This is a genomic window from Streptococcus marimammalium DSM 18627 (assembly GCF_000380045.1).
GTDB lineage: Bacteria > Bacillota > Bacilli > Lactobacillales > Streptococcaceae > Streptococcus > Streptococcus marimammalium.
Window position 1 is genome coordinate 126,175 of record NZ_KB904357.1, and the last position, 15,395, is coordinate 141,569.

The 15,395-nt window shown below is 33.7% G+C and carries 15 protein-coding genes; 12 read left to right on the top strand and 3 right to left on the bottom strand.

Going from position 1 to position 15,395, the window contains the following annotated elements:
• Positions 1-225: 225 nt before the first annotated feature.
• Positions 226-378, bottom strand: coding sequence for a MerR family transcriptional regulator (locus A3I1_RS08520; protein WP_018370218.1), 153 nt, complete (start codon positions 376-378; stop codon positions 226-228).
• Between the two features lie 656 nt (positions 379-1,034).
• Between A3I1_RS08520 and rnpA the strand changes: the two genes are divergently transcribed.
• The 4 genes from rnpA (at position 1,035) to A3I1_RS0105180 (ending at position 4,161) form a co-directional block, all read left to right on the top strand.
• Positions 1,035-1,376: a ribonuclease P protein component gene (gene rnpA / locus A3I1_RS0105165; RefSeq protein ID WP_026216774.1), complete on the top strand. Its 342-nt coding sequence runs from the start codon at positions 1,035-1,037 to the stop codon at positions 1,374-1,376.
• Positions 1,377-1,379: 3 nt separating this feature from the next.
• Positions 1,380-2,195 carry a YidC/Oxa1 family membrane protein insertase gene (locus tag A3I1_RS0105170; protein ID WP_018370221.1) on the top strand — a complete coding sequence of 272 codons (816 nt, stop codon included), beginning with the start codon at positions 1,380-1,382 and terminating at the stop codon, positions 2,193-2,195.
• Positions 2,196-2,205: 10 nt separating this feature from the next.
• The gene (gene jag, locus A3I1_RS0105175; RefSeq protein WP_018370222.1) at positions 2,206-3,129 is read left to right on the top strand and encodes an RNA-binding cell elongation regulator Jag/EloR; all 924 of its coding nucleotides are present in this window, start codon (positions 2,206-2,208) and stop codon (positions 3,127-3,129) included.
• A 129-nt stretch (positions 3,130-3,258) separates the two neighbouring features.
• Entirely contained in the window at positions 3,259-4,161 is a 903-nt protein-coding gene (locus A3I1_RS0105180; protein ID WP_018370223.1) for an SPFH domain-containing protein, read from the top strand.
• Positions 4,162-4,218: 57 nt separating this feature from the next.
• Here the strand turns inward: A3I1_RS0105180 and A3I1_RS0105185 are convergent, their stop codons facing one another.
• Both A3I1_RS0105185 and A3I1_RS0105190 read right to left on the bottom strand, forming a co-directional pair.
• A complete protein-coding gene (locus A3I1_RS0105185; RefSeq protein ID WP_018370224.1) occupies positions 4,219-4,959 on the bottom strand; it encodes an amino acid ABC transporter ATP-binding protein in 741 nt (246 codons plus the stop codon).
• Positions 4,952-6,517: an ABC transporter substrate-binding protein/permease gene (locus A3I1_RS0105190; protein WP_018370225.1), complete on the bottom strand. Its 1,566-nt coding sequence runs from the start codon at positions 6,515-6,517 to the stop codon at positions 4,952-4,954. Before A3I1_RS0105190 ends, A3I1_RS0105185 begins: the two co-directional genes overlap by 8 nt.
• 134 nt (positions 6,518-6,651) lie before the next feature.
• On the opposite strand from A3I1_RS0105190, the gene A3I1_RS0105195 reads away from it, so the two are divergent.
• From A3I1_RS0105195 to sufU, 8 genes are all read left to right on the top strand, one after another.
• Positions 6,652-8,547: a DUF2207 domain-containing protein gene (locus tag A3I1_RS0105195; protein ID WP_018370226.1), complete on the top strand. Its 1,896-nt coding sequence runs from the start codon at positions 6,652-6,654 to the stop codon at positions 8,545-8,547.
• A 39-nt stretch (positions 8,548-8,586) separates the two neighbouring features.
• A complete protein-coding gene (locus A3I1_RS0105200) occupies positions 8,587-9,438 on the top strand; it encodes an undecaprenyl-diphosphate phosphatase (protein WP_018370227.1) in 852 nt (283 codons plus the stop codon).
• A 264-nt stretch (positions 9,439-9,702) separates the two neighbouring features.
• The gene (mecA, locus tag A3I1_RS0105205; protein WP_018370228.1) at positions 9,703-10,416 is read left to right on the top strand and encodes an adaptor protein MecA; all 714 of its coding nucleotides are present in this window, start codon (positions 9,703-9,705) and stop codon (positions 10,414-10,416) included.
• 1 nt (position 10,417) lies between these two features.
• Entirely contained in the window at positions 10,418-11,575 is a 1,158-nt protein-coding gene (locus A3I1_RS0105210) for a glycosyltransferase family 4 protein (protein ID WP_018370229.1), read from the top strand.
• A gap of 72 nt (positions 11,576-11,647) precedes the next feature.
• Positions 11,648-12,418, top strand: coding sequence for a Fe-S cluster assembly ATPase SufC (gene sufC / locus A3I1_RS0105215; protein WP_018370230.1), 771 nt, complete (start codon positions 11,648-11,650; stop codon positions 12,416-12,418).
• A 36-nt stretch (positions 12,419-12,454) separates the two neighbouring features.
• Positions 12,455-13,717 carry a Fe-S cluster assembly protein SufD gene (gene sufD, locus A3I1_RS0105220; RefSeq protein ID WP_018370231.1) on the top strand — a complete coding sequence of 421 codons (1,263 nt, stop codon included), beginning with the start codon at positions 12,455-12,457 and terminating at the stop codon, positions 13,715-13,717.
• Positions 13,718-13,721: 4 nt separating this feature from the next.
• Entirely contained in the window at positions 13,722-14,954 is a 1,233-nt protein-coding gene (locus tag A3I1_RS0105225; protein WP_026216776.1) for a cysteine desulfurase, read from the top strand.
• The gene (sufU, locus tag A3I1_RS0105230; RefSeq protein ID WP_018370233.1) at positions 14,941-15,390 is read left to right on the top strand and encodes a Fe-S cluster assembly sulfur transfer protein SufU; all 450 of its coding nucleotides are present in this window, start codon (positions 14,941-14,943) and stop codon (positions 15,388-15,390) included. The genes A3I1_RS0105225 and sufU overlap by 14 nt, the downstream gene beginning before the upstream one ends.
• Positions 15,391-15,395 lie beyond the last annotated feature (5 nt).

Genomic DNA, 15,395 nt, shown 5'->3' on the forward strand with positions numbered 1-15,395 from the left:
AAATCTATCAGTTTTCTGATAGATTTTTTAAATTTTTTTTCAACCTGTTTTAAGAGTTCTTCTAATCGTTTTTTTGATAGTTAACGTGCTCAAGTTCCTTTTCTCTATTTTCAATTTCTTCAAGTAAAACGGCCTTATTTTCCTATAATTGTTCTTTAGAACCACACTTTGTATCGTGTAACCACTTGATTCGAAGAATTGACTTGATTGAAAAACCAAAATCACCTAAAGCAATAATATTTTCGAGGTCTTCACAATCTTTTTTTGACCAATCATAGTGAGTTCCTTTTTTTCGGGAGAAAGAAAGCCTTTTTCAATATAAATTCGTAAGCTATCTCGCGAAATTCGGTATTTTTTCACGACAGTTCCTGTTTTCATTAGTCATCTCCTTGACAGGGGCTTGGCCCCTCATTTTATAATGAAGAAAAGATAAGAAAGGAGACAAGGATGTTCTCACTCATTCTACCCCTAATCTATGTATTTCTAATAGCTTTAGCCGTTATAAATAACTATCAAAAAATGCCTCTATGGCTTTTATTGCTTAATATGATACCAATTGTATTGGTGATTGCAAGCTTCTCTATTTTTTTACTAGGATTCTTTTCGGTAATTAACTTGCACTATATCATAATTGCTAGCTTAATAGCTTTTTTAATGATCAGACCCATCAATGGTCAGCTGATTTATCAAGAAGTTCATCTTTCTCATATAGTTACTCATGGTTTGATAACAGTAATGCTTGTGTTTGTTTTACTATAGAGCAAATGATTTTTTTATCAGTTGCTCTATTTACTTAAATTTTTGCCTCATCTACAATAAATATTAAGATTTAACAGAAGTTTTTTGTTTGAAAAATCAATTGAAAATGGTTTGTTTTCAAGGGATTGAAGGCAGTAACGTTGTTTTTATAGAAGTGTCATGGTATAATATAATCTTGTGAGATTAATAAACAAGACATCTCGTTGGTAAGACAAATGACTAGACTTATTATTTTGTGGTATAATAATAGTAATTTAGATACTTGGAGTCGTATTTTGAAGAAAACCTATCGTGTAAAAAGTGATAAAGATTTTAAGGCTATTTTTGATCATGGCAAGAGTGTAGCTAATCGTCATTTTGTTTTATACTACTTAGATAAAAATCATGCACATTTTAGAGTTGGTTTATCTGTTAGTAAAAAATTAGGAAATGCTGTGGTAAGAAATAGTATTAAACGCAAAATCCGTCATGCTTTTATGGAGATATCACAAGATATCGCTCACAAAGACTATGTGATAATTGCACGTAAAGGTGTAGAAAAAATAGACTATCAAGCTATAAAAAAAAATATGATTCATGTGTTTAGCTTAGCTAAATGCTATTCAAAGAAAGGTTGACCATTGAAAAAGAAACTTAAGTTATCATTTTTAGCTCTAATCTTACTTGTTATTTTGACAGCCTGTGGCACTAGTGAAATAGCTGCTAATTCAGATAGCATATGGGATAAATTTGTTTATTTCTTCGCTGAGATGATTCATGCTTTATCATTTAATGACCGTATTGGTGTTGGAATTATCCTCTTTACCTTGGTAATTAGAACAGTTCTTTTACCAGTTTACAACATGCAAATGAAATCTAGTCAAAAGATGCAGGAAATTCAGCCCAAATTAAAAGAATTGCAAAAAAAATATCCTGGTAAAGACACAAATAGTCGTATGCTTCTTGCAGAAGAGACACAACAACTATATAAAGAAAATAATGTAAACCCTTATTCTAGTTTTATTCCATTATTTATTCAAATGCCAGTTCTTTTGGCACTTTATCAGGCTCTTTCTCGAGTTGCCTTTTTAAAAACAGGAACTTTTTTATGGCTTGAAATTGCAAATCCAGATCCATACTTTATTCTGCCAGTATTGGCTGCTATTTTTACTTTCTTATCAACTTGGTTAAGTAACAAAGGTATTAGAGAGAAAAATGGTGTCCTAACTGCAATGATGTATGTGATGCCAATCATGATTTTAGTGATTGGTATTAATATGGCTAGTGGTATTGCACTTTATTGGACAATTTCAAATGCTTATCAAGTTTTTCAAACATTAATTTTTAATAATCCTTTTAAGAAAATAGCTGAATTCGAACGAATAGAACGTGAAGAAAAAGAAAAACAAGCAAAGATAAGACGTGCTAAGAAAAAAGCACAAAGAAAGAAAAAATAAGGAGAATATTATGGTTTTATTCACAGGAAAAACTGTTGAAGAGGCTATTGAAAATGGCCTAAAAGAACTTAATATTTCACGATTAAAAGCTCATATTAAGGTTGTTTCTCGTGAAAAAAAAGGTTTCTTAGGATTTGGTAAAAAATTAGCACAGGTAGAAATTGAAAGTATCAGTGAATCCATTATCAATAAAGCTGATAGAAAAGCTGTTAGAGGGGTTCCAGAGGAGATTAACAAGAAAAATGCACCGGTAAAATCTAGTCTAGAAGATACTGTGGAACTTGGTAAAGTAACAAGCATCATCAAAGAAATGGAAGAAAAAGGTGAGCTGATTGATGAGAGTGTTAAAGAACAATTACTAGAAAGCAAGAAATCACCTCAAACAATTTTACAAGAAACAGGTCATATCAATGTTTTAAAAGAATTGAGTTCTGAAAAAAATCAAGAGAATAACAAAAAAGAAACAGACATAGTTTCTATTGAAGAAGCCAGCCACAATGTTTCAAATTACATTTCCAAAATTATCTATGAAATGGATTTGGAAGCAACAATTGATATTACTTATATTCATCGCCAAATTAATCTTAAGATTGACACCCCAGATCCTGGTAGAGTTATTGGATATCATGGTAAAGTGTTAAAATCGCTACAACTATTAGCACAAAATTATCTCCATGATCATTATTCAAAAACATTTTCAGTTTCTGTTAATGTTCATGATTATGTTGAACACAGAACTAAAACTCTGATTGATTTTTCTAAAAAAATTGCTAAACGTGTTCTAGAATCCGGTGAACATTATGAAATGAACCCTATGAGTAATACAGAACGAAAGGTTATCCATAAAACTATTGCAGCAATTGAAGGAGTTAATAGTTATTCTGAAGGAAATGATCCTAACCGCTATGTTGTGGTAATTCCAGATAATGATTAAAAAAGAATGGTTCAACCATTCTTTTTTGCTATCTGAAATTTCAGTTTTGATTGATTTTTAAATTATTAATATACAAGTCTTGCAAACTGTTTGAGAAAGCTATATAATTTATAAAAAGGGGGTTATTATATGTTAATCATAACATTTTTGCCATTTATTTTTATTCTGCTATTAATTTTAGCAGTTGTTATCAGTACTCTCTATGTCGTTAGACAACAGACGGTAGTGATTATAGAGCGTTTTGGTAAGTATCTGAAAACGTCCACTAGTGGAATTCATATAAGAATGCCGTTTGGTATTGATCGATTAGCAGCACGGATTCAACTACGTTTGCTTCAAAGTGATTTAATTGTTGAAACAAAGACACAAGACAACGTATTCGTTACTCTAAATATAGCAACTCAATATCGTGTCAATGAAAATAATGTCATGGATGCATATTATAAACTCATGCGTCCAGAAGAGCAGATTAAATCATACATTGAAGATGCCCTTCGTTCATCTGTTCCTAAACTAACACTAGATGAACTCTTTGAGAAAAAAGATGAAATCGCGCTTGAAGTCCAACATCAAGTAGCTGAGGAAATGTCTAGTTATGGTTATATCATTGTTAAAACTTTGATTACTAAAGTGGAGCCAGATGCGGAAGTTAAGCAATCAATGAATGAAATTAATGCAGCGCAACGAAAACGAGTAGCTGCCCAAGAACTAGCAAATGCAGATAAGATTAAAATTGTTACTGCAGCAGAAGCTGAGGCAGAAAAAGATCGCTTACATGGGGTTGGTATTGCTCAACAACGTAAAGCTATTGTTGATGGGTTGGCAGACTCTATCCAAGAGCTAAAAGATGCTAATATTAGTTTAAATGAAGAACAAATCATGTCTATATTGTTGACCAACCAATACTTAGATACCTTAAATACCTTTGCATCAAGTGGCAATCAAACAATTTTCTTGCCAAATAATCCAGATGGTGTTGAAGATATTAGAACACAAGTATTGTCAGCATTGAGAGTGAAAAATCACAACTGATTTACTTTTTTATCCTATTAAAAAAGGCCACTCAAGTGAGTGGTCTTTTTGTCATTTTTATTTCAAAAAGCGTTTTAGAAATTCTTTTGTTCTTTCTTCTTTTGGTGTTTCAAAAATTTGTTCTGGGCTTCCTTTTTCAGCGATAACACCCTTATCCATAAAGATAACGAGATCAGAAACGTCACGAGCAAAATCCATTTCGTGCGTTACAATAATCATTGTTAAACCTAACTTAGCTAAATCTTGCATGGTTTTTAAAACTTCACCAACCATTTCAGGGTCAAGGGCTGATGTTGGTTCATCAAAAAGAATGGCTTCGGGATCAAGAGCTAGTGCTCTTGCTATGGCAACTCTTTGTTTTTGGCCACCAGATAATTGTTTTGGTTTGGCGAGCCAATATTGTTCTGTCATACCAACTTGATCTAAATTAGCTTTGGCAATCCGTTCGGCTTCGTTTTTGTCTCTTTTTAAAACTGTTGTTTGAGCGACCATAACATTTTCTAGGACGTTGAGATTGTTAAATAAATTGAATGATTGAAAAACCATCCCCAACTTCTCGCGATAAGTGGTTAAATCAAATCCTTTGTCAAGAACATTTTTCCCATGATAAAGAATTTCCCCTTCGGTTGGGGTTTCAAGAAGGTTAATTGATCTAAGAAGAGTAGATTTTCCAGAACCTGAACTACCAATAATCGAAATAACTTGACCTTTCTTAATTGTTAAGGAAATGTCTTTTAGAACTTGATTTTGTCCATAAGATTTTTTAAGGTGTTTAATATCAAGTATGGTATCAGTCATTAGGAATCACCTCCAATTGCATTTGATTAGCACCAGTTGTGTAGTAATCTGTATCAAGTCGTTTTTCAATGTAACGCAGAATTCTTGTTACTGTAAAGGTAAGAACAAAGTAGATAATAGCTATCACCGTAAAGGTTTGGAAGTACTGATAGGTCTGAGTAGCCACGGTATTTCCTGAAAAATAGAGTTCAACCACTGAAATAACATTTAAAACAGAAGTGTCTTTAATATTAATGACAAATTCATTTCCGGTTGCTGGTAAAATATTTCTCATGACTTGAGGTAGAATAATCTTTTTCATGGTTTGACGGTGTGTCATACCGAGAGCTGTGGCGGCTTCAAACTGTCCTTTATCAATTGAAAAAATACCACCACGAACAATTTCACTCATATAAGCACCTGTATTAATAGAAACAATGAAAACAGCTGCTAGTGTGCGATCAATCGATAAACCAAAGGCTTGAGCAGTCCCATAGTAAATAACCATGGATTGAACAATCATTGGCGTTCCACGAAAAACTTCTATATAGATATTAATCAATACATTAAACGCTTTTTGTAAGATTAAAAGTCCTTTGTGACTTGCTTTTGGGGCTGTTTTATAAACACCAATTAAAAGTCCAATACTTGTGCCTAAAATTGTTCCCAAAATGGAAATAAATAAAGTCATCCAAGTTCCTCTTAACAGCTGTTTCCAGTTGTTTTGAACAATTGCAAAAACTTGGCTAATAAAATGAGGTTTTTCTGTACTTTCTTCATGGATAGGTTGAAGTGCGATAATTTCATCCATCAAGGCAATTTGTTGTTCTATTGAAAAATCTTCTAATACACTATTAACTTGTTCCATAATCGGATCATTTTTTCGAAGACCAATTGCTAAGGCTACATCTGATTCACTAACTTTAAAGCCATCATTGAGTTCAACCATTTGGAATTCCGAGTCAGCCATTTCAGCTGAAATGCCATCAGGACGCTCAGATACATAAGCGTCAATGACACCAGATTTGAGAGCTTGTCTCATTTGTCCAAAATCTGCCATAGCGGTCTGTTTTGAAACATTTGGAATTTGATCAATGAGATCATAGAGATAAACCCCTTGCTGAGAAGTCACTTTAGCTTCTGAAAAATCAGATAGAGTGTTAGCTTCTGAATAAGGATTATCTTTTTTTACTACTAAGATTGGTTTACTAGTATAATAGCTATTTGAAAAATCAATTTCTAATTTTCTTTCTTCAGTAGGACTCATACCAGCTATAATCATATCAATCTTACCAGATGTTAAGGCTGGAATAAGACCACTCCAAGAGGTTTTTACAACAATTAATTTTTTCCCAAGCTTATCAGCAATTTTTTGGGCAACGTGGACGTCGTATCCATTAGCAAATTGAGAGGATCCCTCAATAGGGACAGCCCCATGTTTATTTGTTTCTTGTGTCCAGTTAAAAGGAGCATAAGCAGCTTCCATGCCAACACGCAAATAATCATCTGCTTGGATACTAGTGACGCCAGCAAATAAAAAAGAGACTGTTGCCAAAATAGTAAATAATATCCTTTTCATTTCAACCTCCTGTAAGTATATTGCCTTCCATTTTACCTTAAAAAGATTGATTTTACAATATACTTGATTGATAAATACTATTTCAAAGGATTTTTGTGGTAAAATGGATAGGAATGATATTTCTGAGGTTTCTAATGAAAAAGATTATTTGGCTCCTATTAGCGTCTCTCCTTTTTGTATTTGGTGAATCTGTTGATGCAGATGTTTCTTATACTATTCCTCAATATTCAGGGGAATTGATTATTCATGCAGATAATTCCGCAGATTTCAGACAAATCATCAACTATGACTTTGATAGCTCATATAATGGTCAGATAGTCACTCTAGGAAAAGCTGGCAAAATGCCAGAAGGTTTTCTTATTGAGCCGACACCTGTTGTTACCGTCTATCGTAACGGAAACTTGGTTGAATCAAAACATGAAATGACTGATTTAGCTGATGGCTATAGTTTAAAGATATATAATAAAGGAAAAAAGGGAGATAAGGTTTCTGTTGTCGTTGAGTGGCAATTAAAAGAGATTCTTTTTGTCCATCCAGACATTGCTGAACTTAACTGGTTACCAATAAGTGATTGGGATAGAACATTACAAAGAGTTGATTTTACTATTAAAACAGATTTAACTTCTAAAGATACAAAACTTTTTGGACACACGGGTTATGTTAAAAAACAGCCTACCATCACCTTAAGAGATGAAGGCTATCATTTAGAAGCTACCAATGTTTCAGGACAATTGGAATTACACGGATACTGGGATAATGAGATTGTCTCAACTCCTTTTATGCTTTCAACCCCAAAAAAAGAAGACTTCAAACGTCTTGAAGATGATATTGCTTTAAAACAGAAAATTCTTTTATTCCTTCTTGATAAACTCATTCCTATTATCATTGGTTTGACTGTCATTTTAGCAATCCTCTTTTTTCTTTTATTTAAAAAACATGTTGAAAAATACCAACATTTTAATAAAAACAGTCATCTTTTTAATCTTCCTGATGATTTACCACCTTTAGTGGTTGCAAAATATATTTATGCCAAAACACTGAGATCAAGCTTAAAACGACCCTCCTCTTATTTAGGAACAATTACCTTTGAAACTCTTTTAAAAGCTAGTATTTTAGATTTCATAGACCGTCAGATATTATCATTGTCAAATGACAAGGAACTGATCATTGTTTCAGATGAAAAAACAACTGCTTTTGAAAAAGAACTGTTAGAGTTTGCCTTTGGCGAAAAAAATAAAATAGCCATCAACCAACTCTTTTCTACCTATCTTTTTAATGATTATCAGATAAAAGAATTAAAGAAACGTTATCACGGAAAACAGTTAGAGAAAAAAGTTAATCATTTGGGAGAAAACTTTAACAAAAGATTAGAATCAAAACTAGATAAAATGGATCAATTAGTCCTACAAGACATCGAAAATGGACCATTGGAAAACATTAGAAGAGCATTTTTACCAAGCGACTTAAACTATTATAGATGGTCTTTAGCAATGCTTGTTTTTGGATTACTCATATCAATTTTAGCCATAGTAATGTTAGTTATTGTCGGTGTTATTATTTCGTCTTATTCATTGATTTATCTTGGAGTGATTGGTATGGAAATCATTCTTATCAGTTATTTTTCTACTCGTAAAAATACCATATCAGAATTTGGTTTTTTAGAAACTAATGGACATGATGAAGTTCAAAAGTGGATTAGTTTTACCAATATGCTTCGTGATATTCAAAAATTTAATCAAGTCGAGATTGAAGGAGTTATTGTCTGGAATCGGATTTTGGTTTACGCCACTTTACTTGGCTTTGCTAAAAAGGTTGAAAAACACCTCATCATGACTCATCCAAATCTCGTAAACGACAGTTTGTATCAGTCTTATCTTTTTATCTCACCACAGCTCAGCCAGCAGACAAAAGCCATCATATCATCTAATCACCACGCAGTAAATGCTTCTCATTTTTCTGTCTCATCGGGTGGCACCAGTGGAGGAGGATTCTCTGGTGGTGGCGGAGGCGGCGGAGGCGGAGCCTTCTAATGTTAAAATCATTTACAACAAATCATCAAAGGAGTTAGCATGTTTATCATAGATTTAATCAAAGCGATTATTTTAGGAATTGTAGAAGGAGTGACAGAATGGTTGCCCATTTCTAGCACAGGTCATCTTATTTTAGTGCAAGAATTTCTTAATTTTAAAAATCAGAACCAAGCTTTCATCAGTATGTTTAACGTTGTCATTCAACTAGGAGCTATTTTAGCTGTTGTTGTTATCTATTTTAATCGTTTAAATCCTTTCCAAAAAGCAAAAACAGCTAGAGAAATCAGAATAACATGGCAACTGTGGGCTAAGGTTATCCTTGCTGTTATTCCGGCAATTGTAATTGGCTTACCACTTGATGATTGGATGGAAGAACACCTCCATAATTTTGTCACTGTGGCTTTGATGTTAATTTTTTATGGGTTTGTTTTTTTATGGATAGAGCAAAAATATAAAAATGAGAGTCTTCAGCCAAATGTAACTTCATTAGCAAAGATGTCCTATAAAACAGCTTTGTTCATTGGTTTTTTCCAGGTACTTAGTCTTATACCAGGCACCAGTCGTTCTGGAATTACGATTATCGGTGGCATGTTACTGGGAACTAGTCGAGTGGTCGCTACGGAATTCACCTTTTTCCTAGGCATTCCAGTCATGTTTGGAGCTAGTTTTATAAAAATCTTGAAATTTATCCTTGGCGGAGCTAGTTTGACTCTAGGCCAATTTGCTATTTTAGCCATTGCAATGGTGACTGCTTTTGTAGTAAGTATGTTTGCCATTCGTTTTTTAACCGATTATGTCAAAAAGAATGATTTTACCGTTTTCGGGAAATATCGCATTATTTTAGGTTTGCTTTTATTGGTTTATGGAGGGGTCAAGCTTTTGTTCTTATAAACAATTTTCGCTATCAAAAAAAACTATCGTCTAGTTTAAAAATTTGTTTTTAATGTATGGCTTGCTAGAAAATTGGTTGATATTAAAAAAATGTCTCAACCAATTGATGTTTATGAAATGGCTATATCTAAAAATAAAATGAAAAAGATTAAAAGATGATTATTTTTATTTCAGTCTTCTTAATTTGTTAAAACAATTATCTAAATTGTAAATAATCTTTTTTTCTAGTATAATGGTTTTGATTACATGTGCGAGGTGAAAATAATGGAAATGAAACAAATTAGTGACACAACACTTAAGATTACGATTAGTATGGATGATTTAGAAGAAAGAGGAATGGAATTAAAAGATTTTTTGGTTCCTCAAGAAAAAACAGAAGAATTTTTTTATGCCGTTATGGATGAGTTAGAACTACCAGATAATTTTAAAGATAGCGGAATGCTTAGTTTTCGTGTGACACCAAGACAAGATCGTATTGATGTCTTTGTGACAAAATCTGAAATCAGTAAAGAGTTGAGTTTAGAAGATCTAGCTGAATTAGAAGATATCGCAAAAATGTCACCAGAAGAGTTTTTTAAAAATTTAGAAACAACCATGCGCGAAAAAGGGGATAAAGAAGCACTAGATAGATTAAAAGAGGCAGAAGAGCATGATGAGAAAGAACAAGAGCACGACCAAAAAATTCCTGACTATACTCACTATGTCTTAGACTTTGAAAACTTAAAAGAAGTGATTCTATTTTCTAGAACTGTGGATTATGAAATTGAGGCTTCTGAGCTTTTTAAAGAAAATGATGGCTATCATTTAACGATTTTAATCAAAAATATCGGAAAACCAGATTATTATGCTAATACAATTTACGCTCGTTTAATTGAACATGCTAAAACAAGTTCCAAAACACGAGCATATTTGCAAGAGCATGGTATCTTACTAACTAGCAAAGCTATTGAAGAGTTACAAGCGATAGAGGTGCATTGACATGACGCCTTTTAAACTTGAATATGTTCTGGTACTTATTGGAACTTTTCTACTGTCTTTGATTGCAACACCCTTAGTTCGTTTTTTTGCTTTTCGAGTTGGTGCTGTTGACAAGCCAAATGAACGACGTATTAACAAGGTGACCATGGCCAGCTCAGGTGGCTTAGCTATTGTTTTTTCTTTTTTGCTTAGTTCACTTGTTTTTATGCCAATGATTACAAAATTAATCATCGGTAGCCAATCTTATTTTGATTATATTATGCCTGTTGTTATTGGTGCCCTTGTAGTTGCTATGACTGGTTTTATTGATGATATTTTTGAAATCAGTCCCAAGAAAAAAATGTTTGGTATATTATTAGCAGCATTGATTATCTGGCAATTTACCGAATTTAGATTTGATAGTTTTAAAATTCCTTTTGGTGGGCCGATGTTGGAGTTTAATCCACTGATTACTTTCTTATTAACTATTTTATGGATAACAGCTATTACAAATGCTGTTAATTTAATTGATGGTCTTGATGGTTTAGTGAGTGGAGTTTCCATTATCAGTCTAACAACAATGGGTCTTATTTCTTATTTTTTCCTATTTGATCGAGATATTTTTTTAACCCTAACAATTTTTATCTTGATAGCAGCAATTGCAGGATTTTTCCCTTATAATTATTATCCGGCTATTATTTATCTGGGAGATACAGGGGCTTTATTTATCGGTTTTATGATTGCTGTTTTATCTTTACAAGGATTAAAAAATGCAACTGCTGTAGCAGTTGTGACACCAATAGTTATTTTAGGTGTTCCAATCATTGATACTTTTGTAGCGATTATTCGTAGAACATTATCAGGTCAAAAATTCTATGAAGCTGATAACATGCACCTTCATCATAGATTGCTAGCCATGGGCTTCACTCACAGAGGAGCAGTTTTGGTTGTTTATGGCATTGCCTTGTTTTTCTCACTGGTATCCTTACTATTGAATGTTTCCAGTCGGATTGGGGGTATATTGTTAATGATTGGTGTGCTTTTTGCATTAGAAATCTTTATTGAAAGCATTGAGATCTGGGGTAAAGGACGAACACCACTTTTTAAAATTTTATCTTTTATTGGTAATTCTGATAGAAGAAGATCTTTTATGGATAAGATTAAAAAAAATGATGATTAGGTTACAAACAATAAAAAAGCCCTCAAGGGCTTTTTTTGATATAATGTAATGACTAGATAAAAGGAGTGTGCTATGTCAATACTTGAAATAAAAAATCTTCACGTATCAATTGAAGATAAAGAGATTTTAAAAGGAGTTAACCTTGTTTTAAGAACAGGAGAGATTGCTGCTATTATGGGCCCAAATGGGACGGGGAAATCAACGCTTTCTGCTGCTATTATGGGGAATCCTAATTATGAAGTTACAGAAGGTAAAGTCCTTTTAGATGGGGAAAATATTCTTGAGTTAGAAGTGGATGAAAGAGCAAGATTAGGTTTGTTTCTTGCGATGCAGTATCCAAGTGAAATTCCAGGCATCACTAATGCCGAATTCATGCGTGCTGCAATGAATGCAGGAAAAGACGACAAGGATAAAATATCAGTTCGTGATTTTATTACCAAACTTGATCAAAAAATGGAACTCTTAGGCATGAAAGAAGAAATGGCTGAGCGCTACCTTAATGAAGGATTTTCAGGAGGAGAGAAAAAGCGTAATGAAATTTTACAACTCCTCATGTTAGAACCTCGCTTTGCTTTGTTAGACGAAGTAGACTCTGGTCTTGATATAGATGCTCTTCGAGTTGTCTCTAAAGGTGTGAATGAAATGCGTGGAGAAGGTTTTGGTGCCATGATTATCACCCACTACCAACGTTTATTAAATTATATTCGTCCAGATGTTGTTCATGTGATGATGGATGGTCGAGTAGTCCTATCTGGAGGTCCAGAATTAGCAGATCGACTTGAAAAAGAAGGCTATTCTACCATTGCAGAAGAATTAGGCATTGCGTATAAAGAAGAAGTTTAGAGTCATTGTTGCCGATATGGAGTAAAGGAGTAAAAAATGACAAAAGAGAGAATAATAGATTTCTCACAAAGTAAGGCAGAACCCAAATGGCTTTTAGATCACCGATTATCAGCATTTGAAAAAATATCTGAATTACCTTTACCACAGATTGAACGTGTTAAATTTCAAAGATGGCCACTGGGTGATGGTACTATTACTGAAAGTGATATAAAACCCAATGTCGTTGACTTTATGGCGATAGATAATCATCCGAAATTGGTACAAGTAGGCACTCAAACTGTTTTAGAACAATTACCTATGGATTTAATGGATAAAGGCGTTGTTTTTACTGATTTTGAAACAGCTCTTGATGAAAATCCTAATCTAATTAAAGATTATTTTGGTAGAGCTTTATCGTTTGAAGAAGATAAGTTAGCTGCTTATCATCATGCTTATTTTAACAGTGGTGCTATTTTGTACATTCCAGATAATATTGAAATTGACTTTCCTATTGAGGGTATTTTCCTACAGGATTCAGAATCTGATGTTCCATTTAATAAACATATTCTTATCGTGGTAGGAAAAAATAGCCGTTTAACCTATCTAGAACGTTTTGAAACAATTGGAAAAGGTAATGTCAAAACAACTGCAAATATTAGTGTGGAAGTCATTGCTAAAGAAGGTAGCCAGGTTAAGTTTTCAGCTATTGACCGTTTAGGAGATAATCTAACGACTTATATGACTCGCCGAGGATATCATAAAAATAATGCAACAATTGATTGGGCGATAGGTGTTATGAATGAAGGAAATGTCATAGCTGATTTTGATTCTGATCTTTTAGGAGATGGAAGTTATGCTAACTTAAAGGTAGTTGCTGCGTCTAGTGGACGACAAATTCAAGGAATTGATACGCGTGTCACTAATTATGGTAGAAATTCTGTTGGTCATATTCTACAGCACGGTGTTATTCTTGAAAGAGGAACTCTAACATTTAATGGTATTGGTCATATTATAAAAGGGGCTAAAGGTGCAGATGCTCAGCAAGAAAGCCGTGTCCTAATGCTTTCTGACCAAGCAAGAAGTGATGCTAATCCTATCTTATTGATTGATGAAAACGAAGTGACTGCAGGACATGCAGCCTCAATTGGTCAAGTTGATCCTGATGATATGTATTATTTAATGAGCCGTGGGCTTGATCAAGAAACAGCAGAGCGACTAGTTATACGAGGTTTTTTAGGCAGTGTTATCTCAGAAATACCTGTCAAAGAAGTTCGAGATGAAATGATTGTAGTGTTAGATAAAAAACTTGAAAAAAGATAATAATATGAAGAAATTAGATAGTTATAAAATTCGTCAAGATTTTAAAATTTTAGATAAAAGTGTTAATGACGAACCTCTAGTCTATTTAGACAGTGCTGCTACTACTCAAAAACCTGAAAAGGTTTTAGAGGAATTGCAACATTTTTACCATGCTAGTAACGCTAATGTTCATCGAGGAGTTCATACTTTAGCTGAAAAAGCAACCCGAGACTTTGAAGCTTCTAGGAAAAAAGTGGCTCGATTTATAAATGCTAGTAGCGAAAAAGAAATTATTTTTACAAGAGGAACAACAACTAGTCTTAATTGGGTCGCCCAATTTGCTTGTGAGGTATTACATCCTGGTGATGAAGTGGTGATTTCAATTATGGAACATCATTCAAATCTCATTCCTTGGCAACAAACCTGTCAAAAAACAGGAGCGGTTTTAAAATATGTCTATTTAAAAGATGGCAGTCTTGACATGGGACAATTAGAAAAAACCATCACAAATAAGACAAAATTTGTTAGTATCGCTCATGTCTCTAATGTTTTAGGCTATATTAGTCCGATTAAAAAAATTGCTGAAATAGCTCATGAAAATGGGGCTTATCTTGTTGTTGATGGTGCACAATCAGTGCCACATTTGGCAGTTGATGTTCAAGACTTGGATTGTGATTTCCTAGCTTTTTCAGGTCACAAAATGTTAGGACCAACCGGTATTGGTGTTTTATATGGTAAAGAAGAACTATTGAATCAACTGTCACCTATTGAATTTGGCGGTGAGATGATTGATTTTGTTTATGAACAAAGTGCTACTTGGAAAGAGTTGCCTTGGAAGTTGGAGGCAGGAACGCCAAATATTTCTGGTGCTGTTACTCTTGGTGTTGCAATCGATTACCTTGAAGAGGTGGGAATGAAAAACATTCATCAACATGAACAAGAATTAATGAGCTATGTTCTCCCAAAATTACAAGAGATTCCAGGAATTACTATCTATGGTCCTCAATCAATTGAGGATAGAAGTAGTGTCATTTCTTTTAATATTGAAGGACTTCATCCACATGATGTGGCAACGGCCTTGGATTATGAGGGGATTGCCGTTAGAGCAGGGCATCATTGTGCTCAACCACTTCTTAATCATTTAGGGGTCTCTTCAACATTACGAGCGAGTTTCTACCTTTACAATACAAAAAATGACTGTGATCGTTTAGTTGATGCGATTATTAAAACAAAGGAGTATTTTAATGGCTCTTTTTGAATTAGACAATTTATATATGGCAGTGGTTTCTGACCACTCAAAAGCACCACGTCATTATGGTACTTTATCAGGTGTTGATGGGATAACTCTAAGTAACCCAACTTGTGGTGATGTTGTCACTCTTTATGTTCAATTTGAAGGGGATAAGATTTCTGATATTGCTTTTTCTGGTCATGGGTGTGCGATTTCAACAGCATCAGCAAGCATGATGACAGGGGTAATGATTGGAAAAACTAAAGAAGAAGCTTTGGCTTTGGCAGATGTTTTTTTTGAAATGGTACAAGGAAAAAAAAGTGATAAAGAGGAACAGTTGGGAGACGCATCGTTTCTTTCAGGGGTTTCAAAGTTCCCACAAAGGATTAAGTGTGCAACACTTTCTTGGCATGCTTTAAAAAAAGTTGCCACAGATAGTTTGACAAACAAGAAAAACAATTAGGAGAA

Coding starts and splice junctions, on each gene's coding strand:
- A3I1_RS0105190 (WP_018370225.1), bottom strand. CDS start 6,517: ATGAAAAGGATATTATTTACTATTTTGGCAACAGTCTCTTTTTTATTT.
- mecA (WP_018370228.1), top strand. CDS start 9,703: ATGGAAATGAAACAAATTAGTGACACAACACTTAAGATTACGATTAGT.
- jag (WP_018370222.1), top strand. CDS start 2,206: ATGGTTTTATTCACAGGAAAAACTGTTGAAGAGGCTATTGAAAATGGC.
- sufC (WP_018370230.1), top strand. CDS start 11,648: ATGTCAATACTTGAAATAAAAAATCTTCACGTATCAATTGAAGATAAA.
- sufU (WP_018370233.1), top strand. CDS start 14,941: ATGGCTCTTTTTGAATTAGACAATTTATATATGGCAGTGGTTTCTGAC.
- A3I1_RS0105180 (WP_018370223.1), top strand. CDS start 3,259: ATGTTAATCATAACATTTTTGCCATTTATTTTTATTCTGCTATTAATT.
- A3I1_RS0105200 (WP_018370227.1), top strand. CDS start 8,587: ATGTTTATCATAGATTTAATCAAAGCGATTATTTTAGGAATTGTAGAA.
- sufD (WP_018370231.1), top strand. CDS start 12,455: ATGACAAAAGAGAGAATAATAGATTTCTCACAAAGTAAGGCAGAACCC.
- A3I1_RS0105195 (WP_018370226.1), top strand. CDS start 6,652: ATGAAAAAGATTATTTGGCTCCTATTAGCGTCTCTCCTTTTTGTATTT.
- A3I1_RS0105225 (WP_026216776.1), top strand. CDS start 13,722: ATGAAGAAATTAGATAGTTATAAAATTCGTCAAGATTTTAAAATTTTA.
- A3I1_RS0105210 (WP_018370229.1), top strand. CDS start 10,418: ATGACGCCTTTTAAACTTGAATATGTTCTGGTACTTATTGGAACTTTT.
- A3I1_RS0105185 (WP_018370224.1), bottom strand. CDS start 4,959: ATGACTGATACCATACTTGATATTAAACACCTTAAAAAATCTTATGGA.
- A3I1_RS08520 (WP_018370218.1), bottom strand. CDS start 378: ATGAAAACAGGAACTGTCGTGAAAAAATACCGAATTTCGCGAGATAGC.